The 24629-nt window shown below is 53.0% G+C and carries 24 protein-coding genes; 5 read left to right on the top strand and 19 right to left on the bottom strand.

Annotated features, from left to right (window positions below; all coding sequences use genetic code 11):
- Window positions 1-185: 185 nt before the first annotated feature.
- Together V6E55_RS07510 and V6E55_RS07505 are read right to left on the bottom strand one after the other, a co-directional pair.
- Window positions 186-1811 carry a mechanosensitive ion channel family protein gene (locus V6E55_RS07510; protein ID WP_316942511.1) on the bottom strand — a complete coding sequence of 542 codons (1626 nt, stop codon included), beginning with the start codon at window positions 1809-1811 and terminating at the stop codon, window positions 186-188.
- An 89-nt stretch (window positions 1812-1900) separates the two neighbouring features.
- Window positions 1901-2653 (bottom strand): DeoR/GlpR family DNA-binding transcription regulator, encoded by a 753-nt coding sequence (locus V6E55_RS07505; protein WP_316942510.1) that lies wholly within the window; start codon window positions 2651-2653, stop codon window positions 1901-1903.
- A gap of 85 nt (window positions 2654-2738) precedes the next feature.
- On the opposite strand from V6E55_RS07505, the gene V6E55_RS07500 reads away from it, so the two are divergent.
- Both V6E55_RS07500 and tam read left to right on the top strand, forming a co-directional pair.
- Entirely contained in the window at window positions 2739-3323 is a 585-nt protein-coding gene (locus V6E55_RS07500) for an NUDIX domain-containing protein (protein WP_049005520.1), read from the top strand.
- 83 nt (window positions 3324-3406) lie between these two features.
- On the top strand, window positions 3407-4165 hold the full coding sequence (tam, locus tag V6E55_RS07495) for a trans-aconitate 2-methyltransferase (protein ID WP_114977463.1): 759 nt from the start codon (window positions 3407-3409) through the stop codon (window positions 4163-4165).
- 4 nt (window positions 4166-4169) lie between these two features.
- Here tam and V6E55_RS07490 read toward each other — a convergent pair whose 3' ends face one another.
- The 6 genes from V6E55_RS07490 to V6E55_RS07465 form a co-directional block, all read right to left on the bottom strand.
- Window positions 4170-5360, bottom strand: a complete 1191-nt coding sequence (locus tag V6E55_RS07490; protein WP_316942508.1) for a cytochrome c biogenesis protein/redoxin — start codon at window positions 5358-5360, stop codon at window positions 4170-4172.
- A 134-nt stretch (window positions 5361-5494) separates the two neighbouring features.
- On the bottom strand, window positions 5495-6793 hold the full coding sequence (locus V6E55_RS07485) for an ATP-binding protein (RefSeq protein ID WP_316942507.1): 1299 nt from the start codon (window positions 6791-6793) through the stop codon (window positions 5495-5497).
- The gene (locus V6E55_RS07480; protein ID WP_316942506.1) at window positions 6790-7530 is read right to left on the bottom strand and encodes a response regulator; all 741 of its coding nucleotides are present in this window, start codon (window positions 7528-7530) and stop codon (window positions 6790-6792) included. The genes V6E55_RS07485 and V6E55_RS07480 overlap by 4 nt, the downstream gene beginning before the upstream one ends.
- 44 nt (window positions 7531-7574) lie before the next feature.
- Window positions 7575-8570 carry an alpha/beta fold hydrolase gene (locus tag V6E55_RS07475; protein ID WP_316942505.1) on the bottom strand — a complete coding sequence of 332 codons (996 nt, stop codon included), beginning with the start codon at window positions 8568-8570 and terminating at the stop codon, window positions 7575-7577.
- Window positions 8571-8715: 145 nt separating this feature from the next.
- A complete protein-coding gene (locus tag V6E55_RS07470; RefSeq protein WP_316942504.1) occupies window positions 8716-9156 on the bottom strand; it encodes a GNAT family N-acetyltransferase in 441 nt (146 codons plus the stop codon).
- Between the two features lie 13 nt (window positions 9157-9169).
- A complete protein-coding gene (locus V6E55_RS07465; protein ID WP_129995803.1) occupies window positions 9170-9640 on the bottom strand; it encodes a GNAT family N-acetyltransferase in 471 nt (156 codons plus the stop codon).
- Window positions 9641-9757: 117 nt separating this feature from the next.
- Between V6E55_RS07465 and V6E55_RS07460 the strand changes: the two genes are divergently transcribed.
- Window positions 9758-10306 (top strand): GNAT family N-acetyltransferase, encoded by a 549-nt coding sequence (locus V6E55_RS07460; protein ID WP_316942503.1) that lies wholly within the window; start codon window positions 9758-9760, stop codon window positions 10304-10306.
- Here V6E55_RS07460 and V6E55_RS07455 read toward each other — a convergent pair.
- The 9 genes from V6E55_RS07455 to sad form a co-directional block, all read right to left on the bottom strand.
- A complete protein-coding gene (locus V6E55_RS07455; RefSeq protein WP_209313268.1) occupies window positions 10294-11208 on the bottom strand; it encodes a bestrophin family protein in 915 nt (304 codons plus the stop codon). The two genes, V6E55_RS07460 and V6E55_RS07455, sit on opposite strands and share 13 nt — an antisense overlap.
- A gap of 199 nt (window positions 11209-11407) precedes the next feature.
- On the bottom strand, window positions 11408-12859 hold the full coding sequence (locus tag V6E55_RS07450; RefSeq protein ID WP_316942501.1) for a tagaturonate reductase: 1452 nt from the start codon (window positions 12857-12859) through the stop codon (window positions 11408-11410).
- Window positions 12860-12975: 116 nt separating this feature from the next.
- Entirely contained in the window at window positions 12976-13503 is a 528-nt protein-coding gene (locus tag V6E55_RS07445) for a GNAT family N-acetyltransferase (RefSeq protein ID WP_316942500.1), read from the bottom strand.
- An 82-nt stretch (window positions 13504-13585) separates the two neighbouring features.
- Window positions 13586-14551 (bottom strand): sensor domain-containing diguanylate cyclase, encoded by a 966-nt coding sequence (locus V6E55_RS07440; RefSeq protein ID WP_316942499.1) that lies wholly within the window; start codon window positions 14549-14551, stop codon window positions 13586-13588.
- Between the two features lie 119 nt (window positions 14552-14670).
- Window positions 14671-16110, bottom strand: coding sequence for a GGDEF domain-containing protein (locus V6E55_RS07435; RefSeq protein WP_316942498.1), 1440 nt, complete (start codon window positions 16108-16110; stop codon window positions 14671-14673).
- Window positions 16111-16222: 112 nt separating this feature from the next.
- The gene (locus V6E55_RS07430; RefSeq protein ID WP_114977236.1) at window positions 16223-16579 is read right to left on the bottom strand and encodes a DUF4186 domain-containing protein; all 357 of its coding nucleotides are present in this window, start codon (window positions 16577-16579) and stop codon (window positions 16223-16225) included.
- A complete protein-coding gene (glsB, locus tag V6E55_RS07425) occupies window positions 16579-17505 on the bottom strand; it encodes a glutaminase B (protein WP_236920631.1) in 927 nt (308 codons plus the stop codon). Before glsB ends, V6E55_RS07430 begins: the two co-directional genes overlap by 1 nt.
- A 62-nt stretch (window positions 17506-17567) precedes the next feature.
- On the bottom strand, window positions 17568-19157 hold the full coding sequence (locus V6E55_RS07420; protein ID WP_316942497.1) for a methyl-accepting chemotaxis protein: 1590 nt from the start codon (window positions 19155-19157) through the stop codon (window positions 17568-17570).
- 107 nt (window positions 19158-19264) lie between these two features.
- Complete coding sequence (gene sad, locus V6E55_RS07415) at window positions 19265-20653, bottom strand: succinate-semialdehyde dehydrogenase (RefSeq protein WP_316942496.1); 1389 nt, start codon at window positions 20651-20653, stop codon at window positions 19265-19267.
- Between the two features lie 99 nt (window positions 20654-20752).
- On the opposite strand from sad, the gene ptrR reads away from it, so the two are divergent.
- Window positions 20753-21631, top strand: a complete 879-nt coding sequence (gene ptrR, locus V6E55_RS07410) for a putrescine utilization regulator PtrR (protein ID WP_114977240.1) — start codon at window positions 20753-20755, stop codon at window positions 21629-21631.
- Here ptrR and V6E55_RS07405 read toward each other — a convergent pair.
- Window positions 21628-22419 (bottom strand): PhzF family phenazine biosynthesis protein, encoded by a 792-nt coding sequence (locus V6E55_RS07405; RefSeq protein WP_316942495.1) that lies wholly within the window; start codon window positions 22417-22419, stop codon window positions 21628-21630. The two genes, ptrR and V6E55_RS07405, sit on opposite strands and share 4 nt — an antisense overlap.
- A 27-nt stretch (window positions 22420-22446) precedes the next feature.
- Window positions 22447-23235 (bottom strand): PhzF family phenazine biosynthesis protein, encoded by a 789-nt coding sequence (locus tag V6E55_RS07400; protein ID WP_316942494.1) that lies wholly within the window; start codon window positions 23233-23235, stop codon window positions 22447-22449.
- A gap of 177 nt (window positions 23236-23412) precedes the next feature.
- Between V6E55_RS07400 and V6E55_RS07395 the strand changes: the two genes are divergently transcribed.
- Window positions 23413-24609, top strand: a complete 1197-nt coding sequence (locus tag V6E55_RS07395; RefSeq protein ID WP_114977243.1) for a sugar transporter — start codon at window positions 23413-23415, stop codon at window positions 24607-24609.
- The last annotated feature ends 20 nt before the right edge of the window (window positions 24610-24629 follow it).

Raw genomic sequence — 24629 nt, 5'->3', positions numbered from 1 at the left:
AAAAGGCATTGTCCAGACTCTCCACTGACGTCAGGTCAGCTTTGTTTTCAGCACGACATTTCAACATTGGCTAGACAAATATGAATGCATGGAAAATCTGTGCTTTTACCATCCCATTGTCCATTGTCCATTGTCCATTGTGCCCTGGACATTGATACCTCTGAAAGCACCTTATCAATCGCCGATTATGATTTTCCGCCATCAGGTGGCGTCGCTGGCGCGCTATACCAGTTCTCTTTTGGCACAACCACACTGTTTTCCGGTTGCAGTACAAAGTTCGGAGACATGATCTGCACGTTAAATTCATTGAAGACATCCTGAATATTGCTGTGCAGTTCGTTACGGGCATCTGCCAGTGACACATTTGGAAGCAGCCGTACCTGTAATTCGTAGGCAATATACCAATCCATCAGGCTCAACTGTCGCACCAACGGTGGCTGTGCAAGATCGATTCCTTTGGCACGCTTGGCCGCCAGCTCTAACATTGCATGCACCTGACGCCATGGCGTGTCGTAACCAATGGTGACACTGACCGTCAGGTTAACGCCACCGTTCGTGCTTTGCGCACTCAAATTGGTAATTTTACCGCTTACTACGACGGCATTCGGCACGGTAACCACGTAGTTTTCACGGGTGATAATTTTGGTCGCAAGCATACCAATTTCGCTTACCAACCCTTCATTATCTGCCACCCGAATCATGTCTCCTTTGCGAAGAGCACGTGAATAAATCAAAACCAGACCACTCATTGCATGATTCATCACCCCGGCAGAACCCAGCGTGAGCATCAGGCCAAAGAATACACTGATGCCTTTAAAAGCCAGTGAATTTGCCCCGGGTAAGAAAGGATAAGCTGCCGAAAGTGCAAAGAGCCACACCACGACTGAAATCAGCTTGCGGGTTGCACCAACCGTTTCAGGATGGATGCCTGGCAGTTGCAAACGCCCTGCTTCCACTTGGTTGAGCACCATCTTTAACAATTTCAGAATAAAGGCGGTAATAAGGAAAATGATCAGGACAATCAACAGGCCCGGTAATGCTGAGACAATCGACAGCGCGATATCGCGTACCACGCGTACCACGCGTACGGACCACTCTCCCAGAGACTCTCCCCAGACGCGCGTCCAGGGGAACAGGCTGAAGGTCCAACTCAGCCAGACATAGAGTGCGACAATTCCCAATAAAATCATCAACAACGCATACAGGCGCGTTTCGATAGCACCGATAAACCGCCGCCAGCGCTGAGGTATCCAGCTTCGATTCTCAAAAATACGCCGGCGGAAAACACGTTTGATCCAGCGCCAGGAACGGTACGCGCCATACCAGAACAGTACCAGTCCCAGCAGTCCCGCCACGGTTTTCACCGCCGATAACGCCAGCATGGTGCTGTTATATTGAACGCTCAAGGCTGAACGTTGTGCTTCCATACGCGCCAGTACGCGTTGCGCCGCCTGGTCAAGGGTAAGATCGTCTCCCTCGTCGAGATCGCCTGTTGTCAGGAGCATCACCGGTTTGCCGTTCATCACAATGAGCCTACCCGGCTGGTTATAACGGGTTACCGAAACAATCTTTAGCGGTTCGCGAACATCAGCTTCAGTGAAATTTCGCAGCGTATTGCGGATGCGTAACACCCGTTCTTCTGGCGTGGTAAGACCGAACTTTGCCTGTAGCATGACGATCGGTTGATGGAAAATATAAACCGTGCGGGCGCGCTCCTTTTCAGTGGGCTCCTGGCGAGGTTCCGCTGCATGCGAATTAACAACCACAGAGAAGAGAAATCCCGTTAAAAGCGCGAGCACAATCCTGTTCATATTCGCCACCGAAAACGCGAGAATTATCGTTATTTTTCAAAACGCACAATCAAGGCTGATCGCTTTTTTAGCATAGACCAGCCTTTCACTTACGCAATGACAGAGACCCCTTTTTCCGATAACGCACGGATCCAGTCCTCATCTGTATTGCCATCAACAACGATGGTATTCGCCAGAGACACATCGCCAATCACAAACGATGACGCGGTGTTTATTTTTTCCGGTGATGCCAGGACAATCGTCTCGGCGGCTCTGCCGGAAAATGCACGTTTGATGCACGCTTCTTCAAAATCACCGGTCGTCAGTCCCGCGTCAGGGTGGATGCCGGTCACTCCCATAAAGAACAGGTCTGCGTGAATATTTTCGATACCTTCAATGGCACCCGCGCCGACAGCAACAATAGAGTGTTTATACAGGCGGCCACCAATCAGAATCACCTCGACAGAAGGATGAGTTACCAGCCCCAGAGCGATACTCGGGCTGTGCGTTACCACGGTGATGTGTAAGTCAGGAGGTAAAAACGTAATCAGTTCGGCGGTCGTTGTCCCGCCGTCAATGATCACCACCTGCCCCGAAGAAATGAGCTGTGCGCCTTTTTGGGCCACCTTTTTTTTCGCATCCATCTTAACGGATTGACGCTCCGCAAACGGAGCAATAGCGGAAGATGACGGTAGTGCGCCACCATGAACGCGTTGCAAACGCCCTTCTGCCGCCAGCTCACGTAGATCACGCCGTATAGTGTCTTCAGAGACATCAAAGAGAATGCTAAGTGCTTTAGACTGAACCTGCCCTTCGGTTTCGAGCTTTTCAATAATCAATTGTTTTCGCTGACTGGTGAGCATTAGGATTCCTGGTGTTGCATGTTTAATCTTGAAGTTGCACGATAATGCTGGTTATGATGATTACTCTACGTAAGGAGGAACAATCGTGCAATCAAAACGTGCAGATGTACGCATTATTGACAGTGAAACGCTGTCAAATAACTGGTATGTCCTTAAAAAATATACCTTTGACCTTCAGCGCCGTGATGGCGAATGGCAGCGGCAAAACCGCGAAGTTTATGACCGGGGTAACGGCGCGACAATCCTGCTCTACAATCGCGAGAAAAAGACGGTGATCCTGACTCGCCAGTTCCGTTTTCCTGTATTTATCAACGGCCATGAGGACGATTTGATCGAAGCCGCTGCCGGGTTGCTCGATAACATGGATCCGGAGAGCCGCATTAAAGCAGAAGCGGAAGAAGAAACCGGGTTTAGCGTTTCATGCGTGCAGAAAATTTTTGAAGCGTATATGAGCCCAGGCTCCGTTACGGAAAAACTCTATTTTTATCTTGCCGAGTACCACCCGAAAGACAAAACCAGCTCAGGCGGCGGGATCAAGGCTGAGGGCGAAGATATCGATGTACTCGAAATGACACTGGAAGAAGCATTACAGGGCATTGAAACGGGTAAGATCGTCGACGGGAAAACCATCATGCTGCTTTACCATGTTGCACTGAAAGGCATTTTGTAATTTGCGTAACTCATGACACCTGCCACTGTGCAGGTGTCTGCCTGTGCTATTCTTGCAAAAACATGCAAAACGGAGATCTGACGATGGCTGACTGGAACCCTTCTCTTTACCTGCAATATGGTGCAGAACGAACGCGTCCTGCCGCTGAACTGCTCGCCAGAATTCCACTGGAAGAGGTCACCTCCATCGTTGATCTGGGCTGTGGGCCAGGCAACAGTACTGCCCTGTTAAAGCAACGCTGGCCCTCAGCACATATCACTGGAGTTGATAACTCACCTGCGATGCTGGAAGAAGCACGTAAGGCGTTACCTGATTGCCATTTTGTTGAGGCCGATATTCGCCAGTATAAGCCAGGGCAGCCGCTGAGTTTGATTTACGCAAACGCATCGCTGCAATGGATCCCCGACCATTACGATCTCCTGCCTCACCTTGCCTCTCTGCTTAAGTTAAATGGTGTGCTGGCGATCCAGATGCCTGACAACTGGCTCGAGCCCACCCATGTGGCGATGCGTGAAGTGGCGCTGGAGCAAGATTATCCTGATCGTGGTCGTGAACCGTTACCCGGCGTACATGCCTATTTTGATATTTTGTCAGAGGCTGGTTGCGACGTAGATATCTGGCGGACAACCTATTTTCATAAAATGAGCTCACACCAGGCCATTATTGACTGGGTCAGCGCCACAGGTTTACGCCCGTGGCTGCAGGAACTAAATGAGAGCGAGCAGAAGCGTTTTCTGAAACGCTATCATGAACTACTGGAAGAGCAGTATCCGCTCCAGGAAAACGGGCAGATACTGCTGGCTTTTCCACGGTTGTTTATCGTTGCGAAACGTCAGCCCTGACGGGTTATGATCGGGCTTCTTTGAGCAGCTGTTGAATGACCTTCTCTTGCTGTTCATAGTTGCCTTCGCCAAAAGAGGTGTAGCGTAACTGCCCTTTCGCATCAAAATAGTAATGTGCGGGCCAGTACTGGTTGCCGAAAGCATTCCAGATTTGATAGTTGTTATCCGTCACAACCCGATAGGGCAATTGCCACTTATTCACTGCATTTTTTACCGAGGAAAGCGGTTTTTCCCAGGGATACTCTGGCGTATGAACCCCAATCACCACCAGACCCTGTGACTGGTATTTTGTCGCCCAGTCACGAACATGCGGGAGCGTATGCTGGCAGTTGATACAGTCCCATGTCCAGAAATCGATCAGCACTACCTTACCGCGCAGCGACTCAGACGTGACGCTGTCACCATTTATCCACCCTGTTCCACCGCTTAAAGAAGGTAACTGACTGCTGGGCTCAGTCAGCACGACTGGCTGGAGCTTCACAGGTGTAGTTGCCGGTTTTGCCAGATTCAGCAACGACGTTTCCAGATAGTCGGCGACGCCGTTAGCGCCTTTTAATATGGACGTTACACCTGTTGCATTCAAAGCCACAGCCGCAAGCATCACTCCCCCCGCGGTCTGGCGTAATCTCTCCATCAGCGCCGACTTTGTTCTCAGCGGTGCCACCAGTTTGCGCCCGCCGACAATAAGCAACCCCAGCATCAGCGCGCATCCGCTGCCATAGGCGGCCAGCAGAGCCCCCGTCGCAATGGCCGAATGTCCTGCAATGTTAATGCTGAAAATGGCGCCCAGAATCGGTCCGGCACAGGGAGACCAGAGCAACCCGACGGCTAGTCCTGCCAGAAAAGCCGATGCTATACCGCGCGTTTGCCCGCTTCGCGTGTTCAGGATATTTCCCACGCTGACGGCAGGCCGTGCAATGCGCTGGGCGAAGGACGGGAAGATTAAGCTCAGCGCGGCGATAGCCAGAATGACAAGCGCGACCCAGCGCCCGATGAGGGTTGCCTCTGCAATCCACTCGCTGGCGACAGTGACGGCCATCGCCACCAGGGTGAACATCACGATCATCCCCGCAAAGAGCGCCAGAATATGTCGTCGTTGCCCCTGAAAACCGGCGAACAGGAGTGGAATAACCGGGAGCGTACATGGACTGAGCAGGCTTATCATCCCACCCAGGAAAGCAATTATCAGAAACATAGTGACCTCACATGACAGATGCTGCGACGCTGCAGTGAGGCTATTTCATCGTATCGATGTGTTCAGGATATGTGTAAAACAGGGGATTTTGTCTGGCTCTGTATCTGTCTGCCGGGAGATACAAAGCCGTACAATCAGCGACGCGGCAGTGCAATGGAGACGTCAAGTCCTCCCTCTGCGCGGTTCACCAGCTTCAGCTTTCCTTCGAGTTGGGCGGTGAGCTGCGCGGCAATAGCCAGACCAAGCCCGGTTCCGCCGGTGTCACGGTTACGTGATGTTTCAACCCGATAAAACGGCTGCAACACGGCCGTGAGCTCGGCCTCGGGTATTCCTGGCCCTGTGTCCATAATGTGAATGACAAGCTCCTGGGCAGATGAATCATCAATAGCGATGACGGCACATTCGCCAAATTTCAGCGCGTTATCCAGCAAATTAGTCATCACCCGGCGAAGCGCCTGCGGGCGCGTAACTATTGGTAAACGAGACTCGCTTGCCTGAAACTGCACGTTTTTACCAATGTCCTGATAATCGCAGGCTATGCTATTAACCCACGCGTTCAACTCCAGTTTCAGCGACGTCTCTTCCAGTGATTCTGATGACCGGGCATATGCAATGCCCTCCCGCACCAGACGCGACATGTTATCAAGGTCATTTAATAGCTTGTCGCGAAGCTCAGGTTGTTCTGCCATTTCGACACGCAGTTTCATGCGTGTTATTGGGGTCTGGAGATCATGAGAAATGGAGGCGAGGATCTGCGCGCGGTCCTTTATATAGGACTGGATGCGAGCCTGCATTGCATTGAAGGCATGCGCTGCTCGTTGTACTTCAACTGGTCCCTTCTCTTTCATAGGGGCATTTGCCGAAGGATCCAGCGTATCTACCGCATGGGTAAATTGTGAAAAAGGCCGTATCACCTGTCGCACCGCGATCCAGGAGCAGGCAGCAAGGAGCAACAGTTGCAGGATGAGAACAACAGGTAACCAGCTTGCGACCGGCGGCATTCGGGGGATCAGGTCAATGGTCAGCGGCGAGCCATCATGCAATGTGAGATGCGCCTGAATATGGGAAACAGACCCCGGAACAGCGGTAAAACTGAGCGGATAGTGGGCCGCGAGGGTCTCTTTTAACGTACGGATGGCATCCTGCGAACGCTTATCCGTCGGCGCGGCGCCAGACTCACCTGCACCGAGGATATAACGATAGTTACCCCGTTCAAGTCGCGGAAGCCAGGCCGCGCGTTCACTGGCGGGTAACCGGTCTAATATGGCCACGCTGGTTGCAACATCGTATTCCAGATTACCGAGCATCACCGTGCGGGCACTGTGCATTCGTTCAATCATGACCAGCGTCAGACTCAGGGCGTTGGCCAGCAAGAGACCCGCAAGCACAATGATCAGCAGTCGGGCAAGCAGTGAGCGTGGCCAAAGCGTCATTCATTAACCTCTTTGATTATCACGGGCATGGTAAAAACGTAGCCTTCACTGCGCACGGTTTTAATATAGGCAGGCGTGCGGGCGTCTTCATTTAAACGCTGGCGAACCCGGCTTACGAGCAAATCGATTGAACGTTCAAACAGTTCGGCGTCTCGCCCTTGCGTCAGGTTGAGCAACTGATCCCGGGTAAGAACGCGTTGAGGGTGGTCGAGGAATACGCGCAGCAGGCGATACTCCGCCCCGCTGAGCGCCACGATCACCCCTTCCGGGTCAATTAAGTGGCGGGCGACGGTATCCAGTTGCCATTCGCCAAACATCACCAGTCGTCCTGCCTCGGTCACCTGTAAATTAGGCGGCATTGTGCGAAACCGCCGTAAAATTGCTTTAATACGTGCCAGTAGCTCACGGGCGACAAACGGCTTCACAACGTAATCGTCCGCCCCCATTTCCAGTCCCAGGATCCTGTCAGTCTCTTCGCTGCGCGCCGTCAGCATCAGAATGGGCAGATCTTTGTGTTTGCCGCTGCGAAGCTGTCGACACAGGGTGAGACCATCATCACCGGGCATCATGACATCCAGCACCACCAGGTCGATATGCTGTTTATCCAGCACGGCACGCATCTCTTTACCGTTTGCCGCACTGGTCGCGCGATAACCGGACTTAATGAGATAGTCGACAATCAGTTCACGAATATCCCTGTCGTCATCGACGACAAGGATGTGATCAATATGCTCCACCGAACTCTCCTGAATGAGGGGTAACGTATTGAAAATAGCACATATCACAACTTATCCGCGTCGATAACCGCCTTAACGAAATCCTGCGGATCTTCCTGAGGCGGGTTGTGTCCCACGGTTGCCCCGAAGGTACGGTGCTCATATTTACCGGTAAATTTACCTGCATAGGCCTGCGGTGCCGGGTGTGGTGCGCCGTTGTTTCCGCCTTCAATGGTAATGGTCGGGACGGTAATATTCGGTAAAGTGGCCAGTTTTTGCTCGTAGCTGTCGTATTTACGCTCCCCTTTTTCCAGGCCTAAACGCCAGCGATAGTTGCTGAGCGTCACTGCGACGTGATCCGGGTTATCAAGGGATTTGGCGCTGGCGTTAAAGGCCGCATCGCTAAATTTCCAGTCAGGTGATGCCTGCGACCAGATTAAACGCGCGAAGTCATGCGTGTTTTTGGCATAACCTTCAGCACCACGCTCGGTAGCGAAATAGAACTGATACCACCACTGCTGTTCGGCTTTTGGTGGCAACGGTTGTTTGCCAATCTGCTGGCTGCTGATGAGATATCCACTCACCGATACCAGTGATTTCACGCGCTCAGGCCAAAGTGCCGCGACGATATCCGCCGTGCGGGCACCCCAGTCGTATCCCGCGAACACCGCCTGTTTGATATTCAAAGCGTCCATCAGGTTTACGATGTCTTTCGCCATCGCCGAAGGCTGGCCATTGCGCGGCGTTTCTGCTGACAGGAAGCGCGTGGTACCGTAGCCGCGCAGAGAAGGCACAATCACCCGGTAGCCTTTTGCCGCCAGCGCGGGTGCTACCTCGGCGTAGCTGTGAATATCGTACGGCCAGCCGTGTAATAGAATGACCGGTTGACCATTTTTGGGGCCGATGTCGACATAACCGACATTCAGATCACCGGCGTTAATTTGCTGTGGATGATCGAAAGCTGACGCGAAGTTTGTGCCGGTGACTTCGGCCTGACAGGACATCACAGTGTCAACAGAAATGGTCAGAGCGAGGGTTGAGTAAGCGAGTTTGCTGAACATGTTGGTATCTCCGGTTGAGTACATTTCACGGGGATATAACAACACCTCAATGTATAGCGGATATGTGCGAAAGCAGGTTTATTGCAAGCCTGTGTATGTATCCCGGGCGCTGATACAGTGTGATACAAACACAGGCGTTACAGATTTACAGGGAGAGGCGATAGCGGACGTAATCGTCAGCTTCACCATATTTATCATAGAGTTTACGCGCCGGATTGTTCTCCCGGGTGACCCAGTATAGTTTTGACCACCCTTCCCGCTTGCCTTCCTCTATCAGGGCATCCATGAGCGCTTTTCCAGCTCCCGCCCCGCGCTCGGTGGCATCAACAAACAGATCTTCCAGGTAACAAATGGGCGCTGTCGACCAGGTTCCTTCGTGCAGAATGCACATCGCGAAACCGATGACCTTTTCGTTCTTCTCTACCACGCGGCAGAACATCTGTGAACGATCTGATAACGCCCTTTCCCATGTCGACGCTGTGACGGATTCCTCGAGGTAGCAGTCATAAAAATGGGTATAGCCATCCCATAGCGGACGCCATTGAGTATAATCATCTGCGCGTAAAGCTCTTACCGAGACAGCCATGTGTTTCCTCACATTACAAATCGATCGCCATTTCGAAACAGCGTAAATCAACACCTGCCATACGCGAGTGATGATAGGTTTCGCTCAGCGTCACAAACCCCAGCTTCTGATAAAACGACTGGGCGTTAGGCGTTGCATCCAGCTTCAGGCGGGTTATTCCCCGGCTACGAGCCTCATTTTTTAGCGCCTCGATAATCCGGGTCGCCATACCTTTACCGGATGTCGCGGGCAAGGTGAATATTGCCTCCAGACAGTGGGTATCAACATCCAGATAGCCGGTTGCCGCAATGTCACCCTTTTCATCTTCCACCACATAAAAAGGGTATTCAATGATCATCAGCCGAAAGCGTTCGGGCATGAGAGCTGGCGTCCAGCGCGCAATGACATCTGAGTCGTAACTGGTTTTACAGCCGTGACGGATCGCCTGATTTCGAATATTCCAGAGTATTTCGGCTTCCTGTGGGTTGGCCCGTCTTAATACCATGCTGACCTCTGCAATTCTTAGTAGTATGGGAAAAGATCTCACTGGGATAAAGTGTCGTTAAGATGAAAATATCAGAACCCAAACAAAAGCATAACGCTTAAATATGGAGATCCGCGGATGACGATACCGACGCTCACGACAGAACGCCTATTGCTAAAACCGTTGGTTGCCGAAGATGCCGTACAGATACAGAAGCTTTATCCGCGCTGGGAGATCGTCCGCTATATGGTCTCTTCTGTACCCTGGCCCTACCCGGAAAACGGCGCGGAAAACTATGTCAACAATGTGGCGCTGCCGGATATGGCAAAAGGAATTGCCTGGTTCTGGAGCATCCGCCATCGCGATATTCCCGATGAACTGATGGGCATTATCTGTCTGTACGATGTGGAAGATAACAACCGAGGATTCTGGTTGGCCCCGGAGTTTCAGGGCCAGGGATATATGCGCGAGGCCAGCATTGCCGCGACGGATTATTGGTTTAATACACTGAACAAGTCGGTATTGCGTGCGCCAAAAGCCGCTGCAAATAGCCGCTCCCGACGTATTTCGGACAGTAGCGGCATGCGGCTTATCAGGACAGAAAAGAAAGCGTACGTCAGCGGAATGCTGGACTCTGAACTGTGGGAGATCACCCGCGACGAGTGGAACGCCCGTCAGGTCAGCTGATAATATTTATCCGGCATCAACCTGTCAGGAATAGTCTCTTCATCATTCATCTGCAGTAGATCGCGTTCCATCATGTTGCAGATGGCGTCCAGCGGAAGGTCATTATTTTCTGTACCAAACGGGTCTTCCAACTCTTCCGCCAGAGCATCCAGCGAGATGAAGGTGTAAGAGATCAGCGCAGAGACAAATGGCGTCATGTAATGCAGGTCCACAACCAGCGCGAACGGCAGCATGATGCAAAACAGATATACGGTACGGTGAAGAATTAACGTGTACGCAAACGGCACTGGTGTCGTCGCAATACGTTCACAGCCAGACAGGACGATGGACATGTCGTTCAGACGGTTATTCAGACTGTGGAAAAGGATGTCTGATAGTTGTCCGTTACGACGTCGCACTGCCAGCCACTCCCCCATGATCAGTAAAATACGGTTCGCCGGCGAGTTGGCTTCCATCACTTTTTTTAAATCATCTGCGGCAAGATAGCGAGACAACTGCCCGGCGTTCATTTCCCGGCGCAGGGTCATGCGCAAACAGTTGGCGAAGGCAATCTGCAGGCGGACAAATTCGCCCAAATGCTTATCGTCAGGCAAGGTATTTTTTACCTCGCGAAACAGAGAGCGGGCCGCTATCATCAGTTGCCCCCAAAGCAGGCGAGCTTCAACGTAGCGCGAATAACAGGCGTTGTTTCTGAAACCTAAGAAGATAGCGATCGCCACGCCAAGAATGCTAAATGGCGCAACCGTAAATTTGATGCCGAGGGAGGTATACCACGGTAGCATCACGATCACGGTGATAGATAACAGGAAGTTGAGTAACAGTCGGGTGTAGATTTTAGGCAGTACTGAACCATGCCAGACAAAAATCATTTGCAGCCAGTGCTGCTTAGGACGAACAATCATAGTGAGTTTCAGAAAAGAAAAGAGCGTGGTTATTAAACGTGATCCCCCTCACGGTTGCAAGCATGTTAATAGAACATTGAATTTTTACACCTGTTTAGCTTTAACCGCACAGTGCTGCATTTGATTTTTAAAACAAGAAATATAGTATGTTGTAACTAAAAGGATCGTTATTAAACCCGGCCGAAGCCGGGTAACGTCATTAGCAAAGCGGTTTTACCGCTGAGCGCATTCCCTTCAGCAAAATGGCGTCCAGATCCAGTGTTACCTGGTCTACGAGGCCGCTAATCTGAGTGAGATCCTGTTCCCAGTGCTCACTTAGGCTCAGAACAGCCTGTACCAGGTCACGAGTGCCAATCTGCTTATCATGGTGCTGCGCCCACAGCTGCTGATAACGTACGAGCCAGTGAGCGTCATCCTGCACCGGATAGCGCTCCCCGTTACGCTCAGCACGGTAGAAAGAAATCAGTGCGGCTAAGGCAAATGTGAGGCGTGCAGGTAATTTACCTGTCGCTTTCTGCCCTGCCAGCAGTTGCGGCAGTATACGAGTGCGATATTTGGTCATACCGTTGAGCGCAATAGAGAGCAACTGATGTCTGATGTAAGGATTACGGAACCGACCTGTAACCGCACTGGCGAAAGATTCCAGTTCTTCACGTGGCAGGTCCAGAACAGGAATAATTTCCTGATAAATCGCTTTTTCGACGAAGGCGCACACGTCGGTATCATTCATCGCCTCACCTACTGTATCCAACCCCGCCAGGAATGCCACCGGCACCAGCGCCGTGTGTGCACCGTTCAGAATCGCGACTTTGCGCTCTTTGTAAGGCTTGATGTCATCAACAATCAGCACATTTAGCGGGTATTTATCCAGGCAAAGCTCACGGGCAAGCGATGTCGGTCCCTGAATGACAAACAGATAGAAATGCTCGGCCGTATCCAGGAACCCATCGTGATAACCCAGTTCGGCTTCCAGCGTAGCCACTTCCTCACGCGGATAACCGGTCACAATACGGTCAACCAGCGTCGAACAGAAGCTGTTGGCTTCGTTCAGCCACCGGGTAAAGGCGGCAGGCAACGCCCACTCTTGTGCGTAGCGCAACACCAGTTCACGCAGCGCATCACCGTTGTAGTCAATCAATTCACAGGGAATGATTATCCAGCCTTTGTCTGGTGCTCCGTTGAAGTGACTGAAGCGCTCAAACAGCAGTCGCGTCAGCTTCGCCGGGTAACTCACTGCGGGGGCATCTTCAAATCTGTCACCGGTGTGATAACTAATACCGGCCTCGGTGGTATTTGAGAAAACAAAGCGCATATCCGGGTTGTGAGCCAGTTTCAGGAACTCATCATACTGGCTATAGACACTGATCTCGCGGTTAACGGAGCGGATAAGACGGGCATCACTCACCGCCTCACCCTGCGCATTCAGGCCACGAATGATCGTGGTATACAGGCCATCCTGAGTACTGAGCGACGGTGGGAAGTCGCTTTGAATAGGACGAACGATAACCACACCAGCGTTAAGATCGGTATGTTCGTTTAACAAATCGAGTTGCCAGTCGACGAACGCACGCAGGAAATTGCCTTCACCAAACTGAATGATACGTTCAGGATATTGCGCACCGGGAAAATCACGACGGTTGAGAGTGTCCACTTTGGGTTCCTTTATAATTAGTCATACAGCCTGATAAGATTGGTACGATAACTTATCAAAACCTAACGACCAGAAACCCTGTTTTGATCAATCCCCGGTGCGGTTGTGCAAAATAATTATAAGAATTTGTAGAACACGGACGTGGCCGTCATGGCGCCGTCCGGCATCAGAGCATAGTGCGGGATCTCGCCGACCTTTTGCCAGCCAGCGCGCTGGTAAAAGGTCTCGGCGCCGCTGCCTGTAGAGGTATCAAGCACCAGCACGGAAATACCCCTGGCTCTGGCCTGAACTTCAAGCGCTTCCATGAGCGCCATCGCGGCCCCTTTTCGGCGCGCTTTCTCATGAACGAGCAGTTTTGCCACATCCGCACGATGAGGCTGGTTTTCCGGCTGATCGGTAATCAGTTGTACCGTGCCGATGACACCGTCCAGCGGATCGATACTGGCAAATACCAACCGTTCATTACGACCAACGCTCTCAGCAATACCGCCCCAGTAAGAACGGGCTTTCTCAAGACTAAAGGGCAACATAAAACTGACAGATGCACCGCCGTTGACGCAGTTTTCGAGGATCCCGGCCAGGGCATCAAGATGGGTGAGAATGTCTTCACGGGTGAGGATTTTGATTTGCAGTGAGGTATTCATTGTTTTTCCTTAGGTTGAATACTCTCACTGTGCATTTAACATCTTGTTAACGCAAACAAAAGCGACATAGGCTTTTGTTATGTCACCTTACATGCTGACGTTTTTGTTTCATGGCATACATCTTTTCATCAGCATCTTTCAACCACTGTTGCGGGTCATTGCGGTTATGGTCGAATTCACTTAACCCCCAGGAGAACTGGAGCGACCAGGGGTGTAATTTGCGGGCGTTATAGTTTTCGACCTGCTCGACGAGATACTGCATAGCGATCCAGGCCCCCTGCTCATCCGTATCCGCGAACAACACGGCGAACTCATCTCCACCAAAACGCACCAGCAGATCCGCTTCACGGAAAGAAGCGCGCATCAGTTGTCCCATCACTTTCAGTGCCTTATCCCCTTCTTCATGACCAAAACGATCGTTAATCTCTTTGAAACGATCCAAATCCAGCCAGCCAAGGGTTAACGGCTCAGCTCTGCGTCGGGCAATGGAAAGGGTGAAACGCATGAGTTGATTAAAGCCCCGGCGGTTAAACAGCCCGGTTAATTCATCCGTCGTCGAAGCACTGATCGCGGCAAATTCATCTTCTGCCAAAGCGCCAAGATCTCCCAGTACGGCGAGGTCCGCCGCTGAAAACTCGCGGGGCACGTAATCAACCAGACATAGCGAGCCTACGCTTGCGCCATCACGCAAACGCAGCGGGAAGCCCGCGTAGAAACGAACACCAGGTTCACCGGCCACCAGCGGATTATCCGCAAAACGATCGTCCTGGAGCATATCCCCTACCACCAGCGGAGCTTCGGTCAGGATCGTATGGCCACAAAATGAGATGTTACGTGGCACAGTGCCGGGTGTCTGCCCATCGGCTGACTTAACGATCAGCGCATGTTCATCAATAAGATTGACCATCGCCAGCGGCACCTGGAAGAAGCGTTTTGCCAGTCGTGTCAAGCGGTCAAACGATGGGGAACTGTCAATCTCAAGCAAGCCAGACTCACGCAGTGAGTTAAGACGTTCCGTTTCATTTTCAGGGATTGCAGGTGCTTTCATAATGTCTCCTGACGTAAAGCGTTACTCAAAGCGTAGCTTAAACAGGAACGTTGTCAGTGTTCGAACATCCTGTTAAGTCGCTTACTATTCACGTCAATGCCTTATGACGATTAACGCAGCTATGTTTCACTTCCGGAGGTCGCGGCTATTTGCTCATCCGACACCCGGGCGCTGGTACGATTTCGACCCGCTTTTTTGGAACGATAGAGATGATCGTCCGCTTCGGCCATCAGTTTGTTGAAGACCTCAGTCAACTGCCATGACTCAGCCTTGCCACTCCCCAGGCCAATACTGACCGTTAGATAGAGCGTTTGCTGACGCCATGTAAAAGGGTGACTGGCAACGGTGGAGCGGATACGCTCAGCCAGTTCAAAACCATTCTGCGCGTCGCCAGAGTTTACCACCACCGCAAACTCTTCTCCGCCCATTCGCGCCACCATCCCATCTTCACCAACAACCTCCTGAACCTGCCGGGCAAACGACGCCAGCACGCGGTCCCCGCACTCATGGCCGTAGTTATCATTAATGCTTTTGAAGTAATCAATATCCAGCAGCATGACGGTCAGAAAACGTGAATGGCGATACGTCTCTTCACGCTTCAACGCCTCATAAAGCCCGGAACGCGAGTAAACCTGCGTTAGAAAGTCATAATCCGCCCTGAGTGAAACCTGGCGAATCAGGGAATTAATCGCCGCCATACTGACGGATACCATCACCGGGCAAATCGCCATCGTGGCGATACCCAGCCGGGCTGAAAACATCATTGGCGTTGTAAACGGCGTCGCCACGGCAATATTAATAATCGAGTTGGCGACCAGAATGATTTCAGTAGCGCCCGTGATAAACGTCAGCAGACAGGTCGCAGGTAATGAGTAGCGAACCGCACACCAGATAAGCGCGGGTAGAGGAAATGAGAGACTCCCCGCCCCGCCAATCACCACCGACGCGGCCACCGAGACGATCAAGGCAATCACCGGCAAGAGCTGTTCAAGACGTAACCTGAGATCACGCAGGGGCATACGTAACGTGAGCATACAAGGCACAACAAGCACACCGGTTGAGAACTGCTCGCTAAACCAGTCGGCAAACAGCGGCCAGAAGGTGTGGCTATCAATCCCCACCGACCCCACCGCACCGAGCAGCGCACAAAGCAGCGCGGCAATCAGGCAGTAGTTAAACAGACGTAACGCGTTGAGCGGATCGGGGGTTTTCTTCATTAACCGTCTGTCGCGCTGAACCAACACGGCGACAACAACGATAAAGATCATGTTAGAAAGATTAATCACCACTGAGGCCATTCCCCAGTTGGTCGTCACTGTGTCGTACGTCAGCATAGCAACATACGATACCGCGTAATAATGCAGGCGATTCAGATAGATATAACGGGCAAAGATCCCTGCCATGACGCCATTCAGCGGCCAGAACAGCGACAAGGCCTCAATCAGCCGTAATTCCGCCCCGACAAAATAGAACAAGGAGGTGAGAATAAAGATCGCCAACGCATTTCGCAGAGGCGTATCGGGTTGGAACAGCCTGAAAGCGGTAAGAGCAGAACGCATTAAATATCATTCCATATGTTGCTTATGGCAATTACTGCGGTCGTCAGCATGATCGGGACTAACTTAGGATGCATCTATAACACAATTACAACGGGATCATAACTCGTCAAATTTAGGTGTTCATCTGGAGTACCAGCCAGTGGTGGATCACGCTGACGATATAATGCTGTTGCTGCGCCGTAAGCTGAACACCCTGCGGAATGTTATGCCATTTTGCCAGACAACCCCGACAACAGGTGGCCGTAGCATGTTGGGCAATAAACACCGGGTGACCACGCATCGGTGTCTGTTTGCCATCATTTACCGGCAAGGCCGGAGCAAGGCGCTTTTCGACAAAATCAGCGGCATGCTGATCGATGGTTTCGGCGCCTTTGTCCCAGCAGTACTGTCTTTCCTTATCGCCTAAGCGAAAGCGCGAGCGAAAAGTCGATCGCGCCAGGCGGGAAAAGAGAGGCTCCAGGTCAGACATCAGTATACGGAACGCCCAAGACGCTGGGTCAGTTGCTCCAGAACCGCCACACCGGCAAGGGAATTCCCCGTTTCATCCAGTTCCGGGCTCCAGACGGCAATCGCCATTTCATGAGGCACAATCGCCACCACACCACCGCCAACGCCTGATTTGGCCGGGAGGCCGACGCGCCAGGCAAACTCCCCAGCGTTTTGATACATCCCGCTGGTTGCCATCAGGGCATTAACCTGACGCGCCTGCAGAGGTGAAACCACCTCCTGGTTAAGATGCGGAGCGTGCCCCTGGTGTGCCAGGAACAGGAACGTTTGAGCCAGCTCAACGCAGCTCATTTTAAGGGCGCAGTAATGGAAGTAATTTTGCAGAACGGTCGCCACGTCATTATGGAAATTGCCGAAGGATTTCATCAACCAGGCGATAGCGGCATTGCGTGCGGAGTGTTCAAATTCCGAGCGCGCCACCACTGGATCGTAGGCGATATCGTCTACGCCTGAAAGCTGGCGAACAATCTCAAGCATCCGCTGACGCGGCGCGCTGAGGCGACTTTGCAACATGTCGCAGACCACCAGCGCCCCGGCATTGATAAAGGGATTTCGTGGTTTACCCTGTTCGATTTCAAGCTGAAGCAGTGAGTTAAAAGGCTGGCCGGAAGGATCTTTACCCACACGCTGCCAGATTTCGTCTTCTTCATACTGGCGCATGGCTGCAACCAGACTCAGCACTTTTGAAATGGACTGAATGGAAAAACGTTCAGTTGCATCACCTGCCTGGTATCGCTGTCCGTCTATGGTACAGATAGCGACACCCAACTTATTCCCGCTGACCGAGGCAAGGGCCGGAATATAGTCGGCAACCTTCCCCTTTCCAATTAACGGACGAACCTGCGCCAGAATCTCGTCCAACATCTCATTATGGATGACCGCAGCCACACTTTGCTCCTTGCCCTCAGGCTAAAACGGGCTGCGAGTATAACAGAGGCTTATGTATTGCGTCAGGCGCTAAGACGAAAACGCGAAACCGCCTGCAATAAAAGATCGGATTGCTTCTGCAGCCGCAGAGAAGCATCCGAGGCGTCAGAGACCAGTAAATCCGTCTGACGAGAGACCTGATTAAGCGCCTGAAGTTGGCTCGTCATCTGATGAATACTCTCTCCCTGACTGAGCGTGGCGGCTGAGATCTCATTCAGCAAACTACTTAAATTCCCCACCAGACCGGTGACCTGCTGCAAGTTCTCCTCCATCAGGTTAACGGCGCGGGAACCGTCTTCAATCCCCTGTAATGAGCGATTGATAAGTTCCTGGATAGTCTGCGTCGAGTGGCTACTCTTTCTGGCCAGCAGTCCGACTTCCCTGGCGACAACGGCAAACCCGCGCCCCTGGTTCCCGGCATGAGCAGCCTCGATGGCGGCATTCAGCGCCAGGATATTGGTCTGAAACGCCACGCTGTCGATCATCGCCACGATCCCGCGCATCTCTGAGGATCGGTCGACGATCGCCTGCATCGAGGCATTAACGGTAGACATCATCTGGTCTCCACCAACTGCCGCCTGCCGCGCTTCATCAGCACGCGAGCTGGCGAGTCTGGCGTAACCGGAGTTCCCTTCTACATGCGTTTCCAGTAACGCAATATGTGCCGTCACGTCCTCAAGCTCTTTCGCCTGACGTGCTGACTGCTGATACAGCTTCTGGTTACCCTGCGCCAGAGAACCAATGTTCTCTACCATAGAGGTGGTGGCATTGCTGACCTGAGACACCAGTTGCTGTAACCCCTGTTGCATGGTGGTAATACTGTCGCTGAGCTGCCCTATTTCCCTGTTAAAACGCGTAACACCCGGAGGGGTGCCGGAGAGATCCCCGGCAGCCAGTCGGTTGATGTGCGTAATCAACTGACGTAACGGCGTAATCACCCATCTGGACATGCCGAACCAGACGGCAACGGCAATGGCGAGTAACAGAACCGGAGCAAACAGAAACAACGTTTGCAGACCAGAAAGCTGTGCCATCAACGTCTGGCGGCCCTGCATGGCCTGCTTCTCGCTGGCTTGCTGATAGCGTGCGTAGTTGTCGTTAAAGTCTGTCTGAAATGCCTGAGCCGGTACGGTAAAAAACGCATCAATAGTGTTAGTTTTGACCAGAGCTTCAGCCTGCTCTTTGATCGCGCCGTAGAAAAGCTGATAGCTGTTCACCAGAGCATCATCTTTCGGCGGGTTAAGCGCCATCCAGGCCTTCCACGCCTGCTGAGAAACCGTCAGCGCCTTTTGCGCGTCATCCATAAGACTGTGCCAGCTTCCGTCGGAGCCGGTCTCTTTATCCTGCATAAACCAGACGCCGGACCGGTTAAGCAGATCGCTTGCTGCCAGCAGGGAGACACGGGCCAGATCCAGCTTGCTCTGCTGCTGATACGTCAGCAGATTTTGCTGCTCGTTGCGCTGAGCTTCATTCAGGGAGGCGTTAAGCAGGAATGACGAGGAGAGCTGCAGCGCGGAGAACAGGCCAATAATGCAAAATATACCCGTCAAAAGGCCAAAGTGACGAGGGGTGAGACGCTGCGCAATACGGCGAAAAATTTGCGTTAGGTTCATAATTATTTTCATTAACAATGCTTTAGACGCGTGCGAGTCTACGAAATGAAAATGACAGAACCATTGCAGAGAAATGACAACGGCCCTCGCGATGAGGGCCGAATACATTACACGCGATCCTTCCACACCGTCTGCACGTTGCAGAACTCGTGCAGCCCAAAGTGGGAAAGCGCGCGGCCAAAGCCACTCTTCTTCACGCCACCAAAGGCCACGCGCGCGTCGCTGGCGCTATAGCCGTTGATAAACACCCCGCCGCATTCCAGCTCGCGAGAGAATGTATCCGCAAGCGCTTCGTCGGCGGTAAATACGGTAGCGGAGAGTCCAAAGTCGCTGTCATTTGCCAGTTGCAGGGCATGTTCCGCGTCTTTAGCCACAATGATAGCCGCGACCGGACCAAACAGCTCCTGGCGGAACGCCGTCATCGATGGGGTAACGTTCGACAACACGGTTGGTGCGTAATAGTTACCCTCTCCGCTGATTTTCTCTCCCCCCAGCAGCAGCGTTGCCCCTTCAGCCAGGGTGGCCTGCACCTGCTGATGCAGTTCATCGCGCAGGTCATAACGCGCCATCGGGCCAATATAGTTCTCTTCCCGATCCGGAGCACCCACCTTCAGCGCAGAAACCGCATCGACAAAACGTTGGGTAAAGGTATCCGCAATACCCTCTTCCACAATGAAGCGTTTTGCCGCCGCACACACCTGTCCAGTGTTCTGGTAGCGACCCGCTACCGCCGCCTTCACGGCAAGATCCAGGTCAGCATCGTTGAGAACGATGAATGGGTCAGAGCCCCCCAGTTCAAGAACGCATTTTTTCAGCGCCGCCCCTGCCTGCGCGCCAATCGCCGCACCGGCACGCACGCTGCCGGTTACAGTAATCGCAGCAATGCGATGATCGTTAATCATCTGGCTCACACCATCATTAGTGGCATTCACCCAACCAAAAACACCTTCAGGAAACCCTGCGTCTGCAAAAATCTGCGCAATAAGATCGGCTGAACCGAGGACGTTTGGCGCATGCTTAAGCAGATAGCTGTTCCCGGCTAGCAGGATCGGTACCGCGCCACGCAGCACCTGCCAGAGCGGGAAGTTCCACGGCATCACCGCCAGAACCGGTCCCATTGGTCGGTATTCAATTACCGCCTTCTGGTTTTCCACCAGCGTGGGCTCCGCACGCAGCATCGCCGGGCCGTGCTCAGCATACCAGTCGCACAGGCCGGCAGATTTTGCCACTTCCGCCCGCGCCTGCAGAATGGGTTTTCCCATTTCCCGGGAGATCATCTGCGCCATCTCTTCCGCACGGTTGCGCAGCGCTGCGCCGAGATCGCGTAGTTTCTGCGCACGGTGTGAAACGCTTTCGCGTCGCCACTGACGAAAACCCGCGTCAGACTGTGAAATCGCGCGGTCCACCTCCTCCTGGGTTGCCCACGGCCAGGCTGCGAGCGTTGCTCCTGTCGTCGGGTTCACAGAGAGGGCATGTGTTGCAGGTGAGTAAGTCATGATGTTCTCCACGTTAAAACGGTTGATTGATTGTGGCCCACTCTGCTATTTCTTAAAAATGAATAATACTAACCACCTTATTCACGAATCGAGAATGCTATGGATTTAACCCAGCTTGAAATGTTTAACGCCGTCGCACAGACGGGCAGTATCACCCAGGCGGCACAGAAGGTGCATCGTGTTCCGTCCAACCTGACGACCCGCATTCGCCAGCTGGAAGCTGACCTTGGCGTTGAGTTGTTTATTCGTGAGAACCAGCGTTTGCGTTTATCCCCCGCCGGGCATAACTTCCTGCGCTACAGCAAGCAGATCCTGGCGCTCGTGGATGAAGCGCGCATGGTCGTCGCGGGAGATGAACCCCAGGGGTTATTTGCCCTCGGGGCGCTGGAAAGTACCGCTGCGGTACGCATCCCGGAGACGCTGGCGCAGTTTAATCAGCGCTACCCACGTATCCAGTTTGCCCTTTCTACCGGGCCATCCGGGACGATGATTGATGGCGTACTGGAGGGAACCTTAAGCGCCGCCTTTGTCGACGGGCCACTTTCGCACCCGGAACTGGAGGGAATGCCCGTCTACCGCGAAGAAATGATGCTGGTCACCCCCGCCGGGCATGCGGAGGTCAAACGTGCCACGCAGGTGAGCGGTAGCGACGTCTACGCTTTTCGCGCGAACTGCTCGTACCGCCGACACCTGGAAAGCTGGTTTCATGCGGACAGAGCCACGCCTGGCCGCATTCATGAGATGGAGTCCTATCACGGTATGCTCGCCTGTGTTATCGCAGGTGCGGGCATTGCGCTGATGCCCCGCTCCATGCTGGAGAGTATGCCGGGGCACCATCAGATTGAAGCCTGGCCGCTGGCAGAAAACTGGCGCTGGCTGACCACCTGGCTGGTCTGGCGACGCGGCGCAATGACACGCCAGCTGGAGGCCTTTATAGCGCTGCTAAACGAACGTCCACAACCAGCGCCGCACTGTTAGCGTAAATAGATACGCCCTTTCAGATACAAGGTCGCCTGACCGCCAATCAGCACCCGGTCACCCTTCAGTTCGCAGCGCAGATCCCCGCCACGGTACGACACCTGGCGGGCATTCAGTGAGGTTTTGCCTAACTTCTCGCTCCAGTAGGGGATCAGCATACTGTGAGCCGACCCGGTGACCGGATCTTCCGGCACCCCTTCCCCCGGGCAGAAGAAGCGACTGACGAAGTCGTACTCATCACCCGGCGCCGTTACGCAAACCATTTTATCCAGCGGAAGCATCGCCGCGATGTCCGGCGTTAACGCTTCCACCGCCTGTTGGCTCTCCAGCACCACTATGTAATCTCGACCGACGCGCACCTCTTTCGCCTCTGTGATGCCCAGCGCACTAAACAGCCCCGCAGGTGGGTTGTCGACCACCTCCGTTGACCACGCAGGGAAATTCAGCGTCAGCCAGTCGCCACTGCGCTTGACCGTCAGGTCACCGACAAAGCGCGTGGTGAAGGTGATTTCGGTATGCGGATAATCAAGGTATTCGAAAATAACGTGTGATGCCGCCAGCGTGGCATGGCCGCACAGGTTAATTTCATCCAGCGTGGTAAACCAGCGCAACTCAAACCCGCCGTCGGTTCGCACAAAAAAAGCTGTCTCAGACTGGTTATGCTGCTGCGCCATTTTGAGCAGCATCTCGTCCGGCAACCACTCTTCCAGGGGACACACTGCTGCGGCATTGCCGCCAAACGTTTTGTCACTAAAGGCATCCACCAGATAAAATTCAATTTCCTGCATTGTCTCTTCCTCTCTTGTTATGGGTATTCAGCGCAGAAAAACTGTGCCTTTCAAATAGAGTGCTGCCTGGCCGCTCATCAGCACACGTGAGTCTTTGAGTTCGCAACGGATATCCCCGCCACGCGCAGAAACCTGACGAGCAAGCATCGTCGTTTTACGCAGTTTTTCACACCAGTAAGGAATAAGCATCGTGTGCGCAGAGCCGGTAACCGGATCTTCCGGGACGGACACCCCCGGCGAGAAGAAGCGGCTGACAAAATCATATTCACCGTCTCCCCGTGCCGTTACCGTTACTTTATGTTCGCCTGGCGTCATCGCCGGGATGTCTGGCGCGAGCGCTTCAACCTGCTGGCGATTTTCCAGTACGATGAGCCATGCCCGGCCTTTACGGGCTTCAACGTAGTGGCTGATACCCAGGGCCGAGAGCATCTCCGGCGTGGGCGTCTCTTCATGCGTTGGGCATGCCGGGAAATCCAGTGTCATCCAGTCACCTTCACGGCTTACCGTCAGACGGCCAGAAGCCGTATCAAAGTGGATCCGCGAGTCGGGATAATTCAGCTCATTAAACAGAACGTATGCGGCGGCCAGGGTAGCGTGACCGCAGAGATTGACTTCCGTAAGGGTGGTAAACCAGCGTAACTCAATGCCTCCTTTACTGCAGACGAAAAAAGCCGTTTCCGACTGATTATGCTCCTGCGCCATTCTCAGCAAAGTCTCATCGGGTAACCATGCTTTCAGCGGGCAAACCGCTGCCGGATTGCCGCCAAAAGTTTTGTCACTGAAGGCATCAACCAGATAAAAATCAATCTCCTGCATTGTCTTACCGCCTGTTTTTATTGTGTTGTTCTTTTATATTCAATGAAAAAGACGTTCCCGGCTACCGCTTTTATAAGGTAAATATTGAGATCTACATCACATAATGATTGAGTTTTCATCATTTAACGTTTTAAGATCGACCTCTCTTCTTTTCAGCAACGAATCTCCGACATCTCTATGACAACGAACACAGTTTCCCGCAGAGTTGCGTGGCTACGGGTGGTCACGCTGGCTATTGCCGCATTTATTTTTAACACCACAGAATTTGTTCCGGTTGGGCTGTTGTCTGATATCGCGGAAAGTTTCCAGATGGAAACGGCGCAAGTGGGCATTATGTTGACCATCTACGCCTGGGTGGTGGCGCTGATGTCCTTGCCGTTTATGCTCATGACCAGTCAGATGGAGCGGCGTAAGCTGTTAATCGGCCTGTTTGTGTTGTTCATAGCCAGCCACGTTTTGTCGTTTATGGCGTGGAGTTTTACCGTGCTGGTCATTAGCCGCGTCGGCATTGCCTTTGCCCACGCGGTGTTCTGGTCAATTACTGCGTCTCTGGCTATACGGCTGGCGCCGGCCGGTAAACGTGCCCAGGCGCTAAGCCTGATTGCAACCGGCACAGCACTGGCGATGGTATTGGGTCTGCCTATTGGCCGCATCGTGGGGCAATATTTCGGCTGGCGTACTACCTTCTTCGCCATCGGCATGGGTGCACTGATTACTCTGGTTTGCCTGATCAAACTGCTGCCGGCGCTACCTAGCGAACATTCCGGCTCCCTGAAAAGCCTGCCGCTGCTGATGCGTCGCCCTGCGTTACTGAGTATCTACCTGCTTACCGTCATTGTGGTAACGGCGCATTACACGGCGTATAGCTACATTGAGCCGTTTGTACAGGTTGTGGCGGGCTTTAGCGCCAACTTTGCCACCGTTTTACTGTTGATCCTCGGTGGAGCGGGCATTATTGGCAGCATTCTGTTTGGTAAGTTGGGTAACCAGCATGCCTCCTCTCTGGTGAGTAGTGCTATTGGCCTGCTGCTGGCCTGCCTGCTGTTACTGATGCCCGCTGCGGGAAGTGAAAACCATCTGGCGATCCTCAGTCTGTTCTGGGGCGTGGCGATCATGATTATCGGTCTGGGCATGCAGGTGAAAGTTCTGGCCCTGGCACCGGATGCGACGGACGTCGCAATGTCACTCTTCTCGGGGATTTTTAATCTGGGGATTGGCGCGGGCGCGCTGGTGGGAAATCAAATCAGCCTGCATGTGTCGATGTCAGCGATCGGCTATCTGGGTGCCATTCCTGCGCTGGTAGCGCTGATCTGGTCGGTGCTCATCTTCCGTAAATGGCCGGTGGCGCTGGAAGAACAGCGGCAACACGGGTGACGTTTGTTTGTGCCGGGTAG

Source organism: Enterobacter sp. 342 (assembly GCF_036663495.1).
Classification (GTDB): domain Bacteria; phylum Pseudomonadota; class Gammaproteobacteria; order Enterobacterales; family Enterobacteriaceae; genus Enterobacter.
Note: the sequence above shows the minus strand (reverse complement) of the source record. Positions and strands in the feature narration are given on the sequence as shown.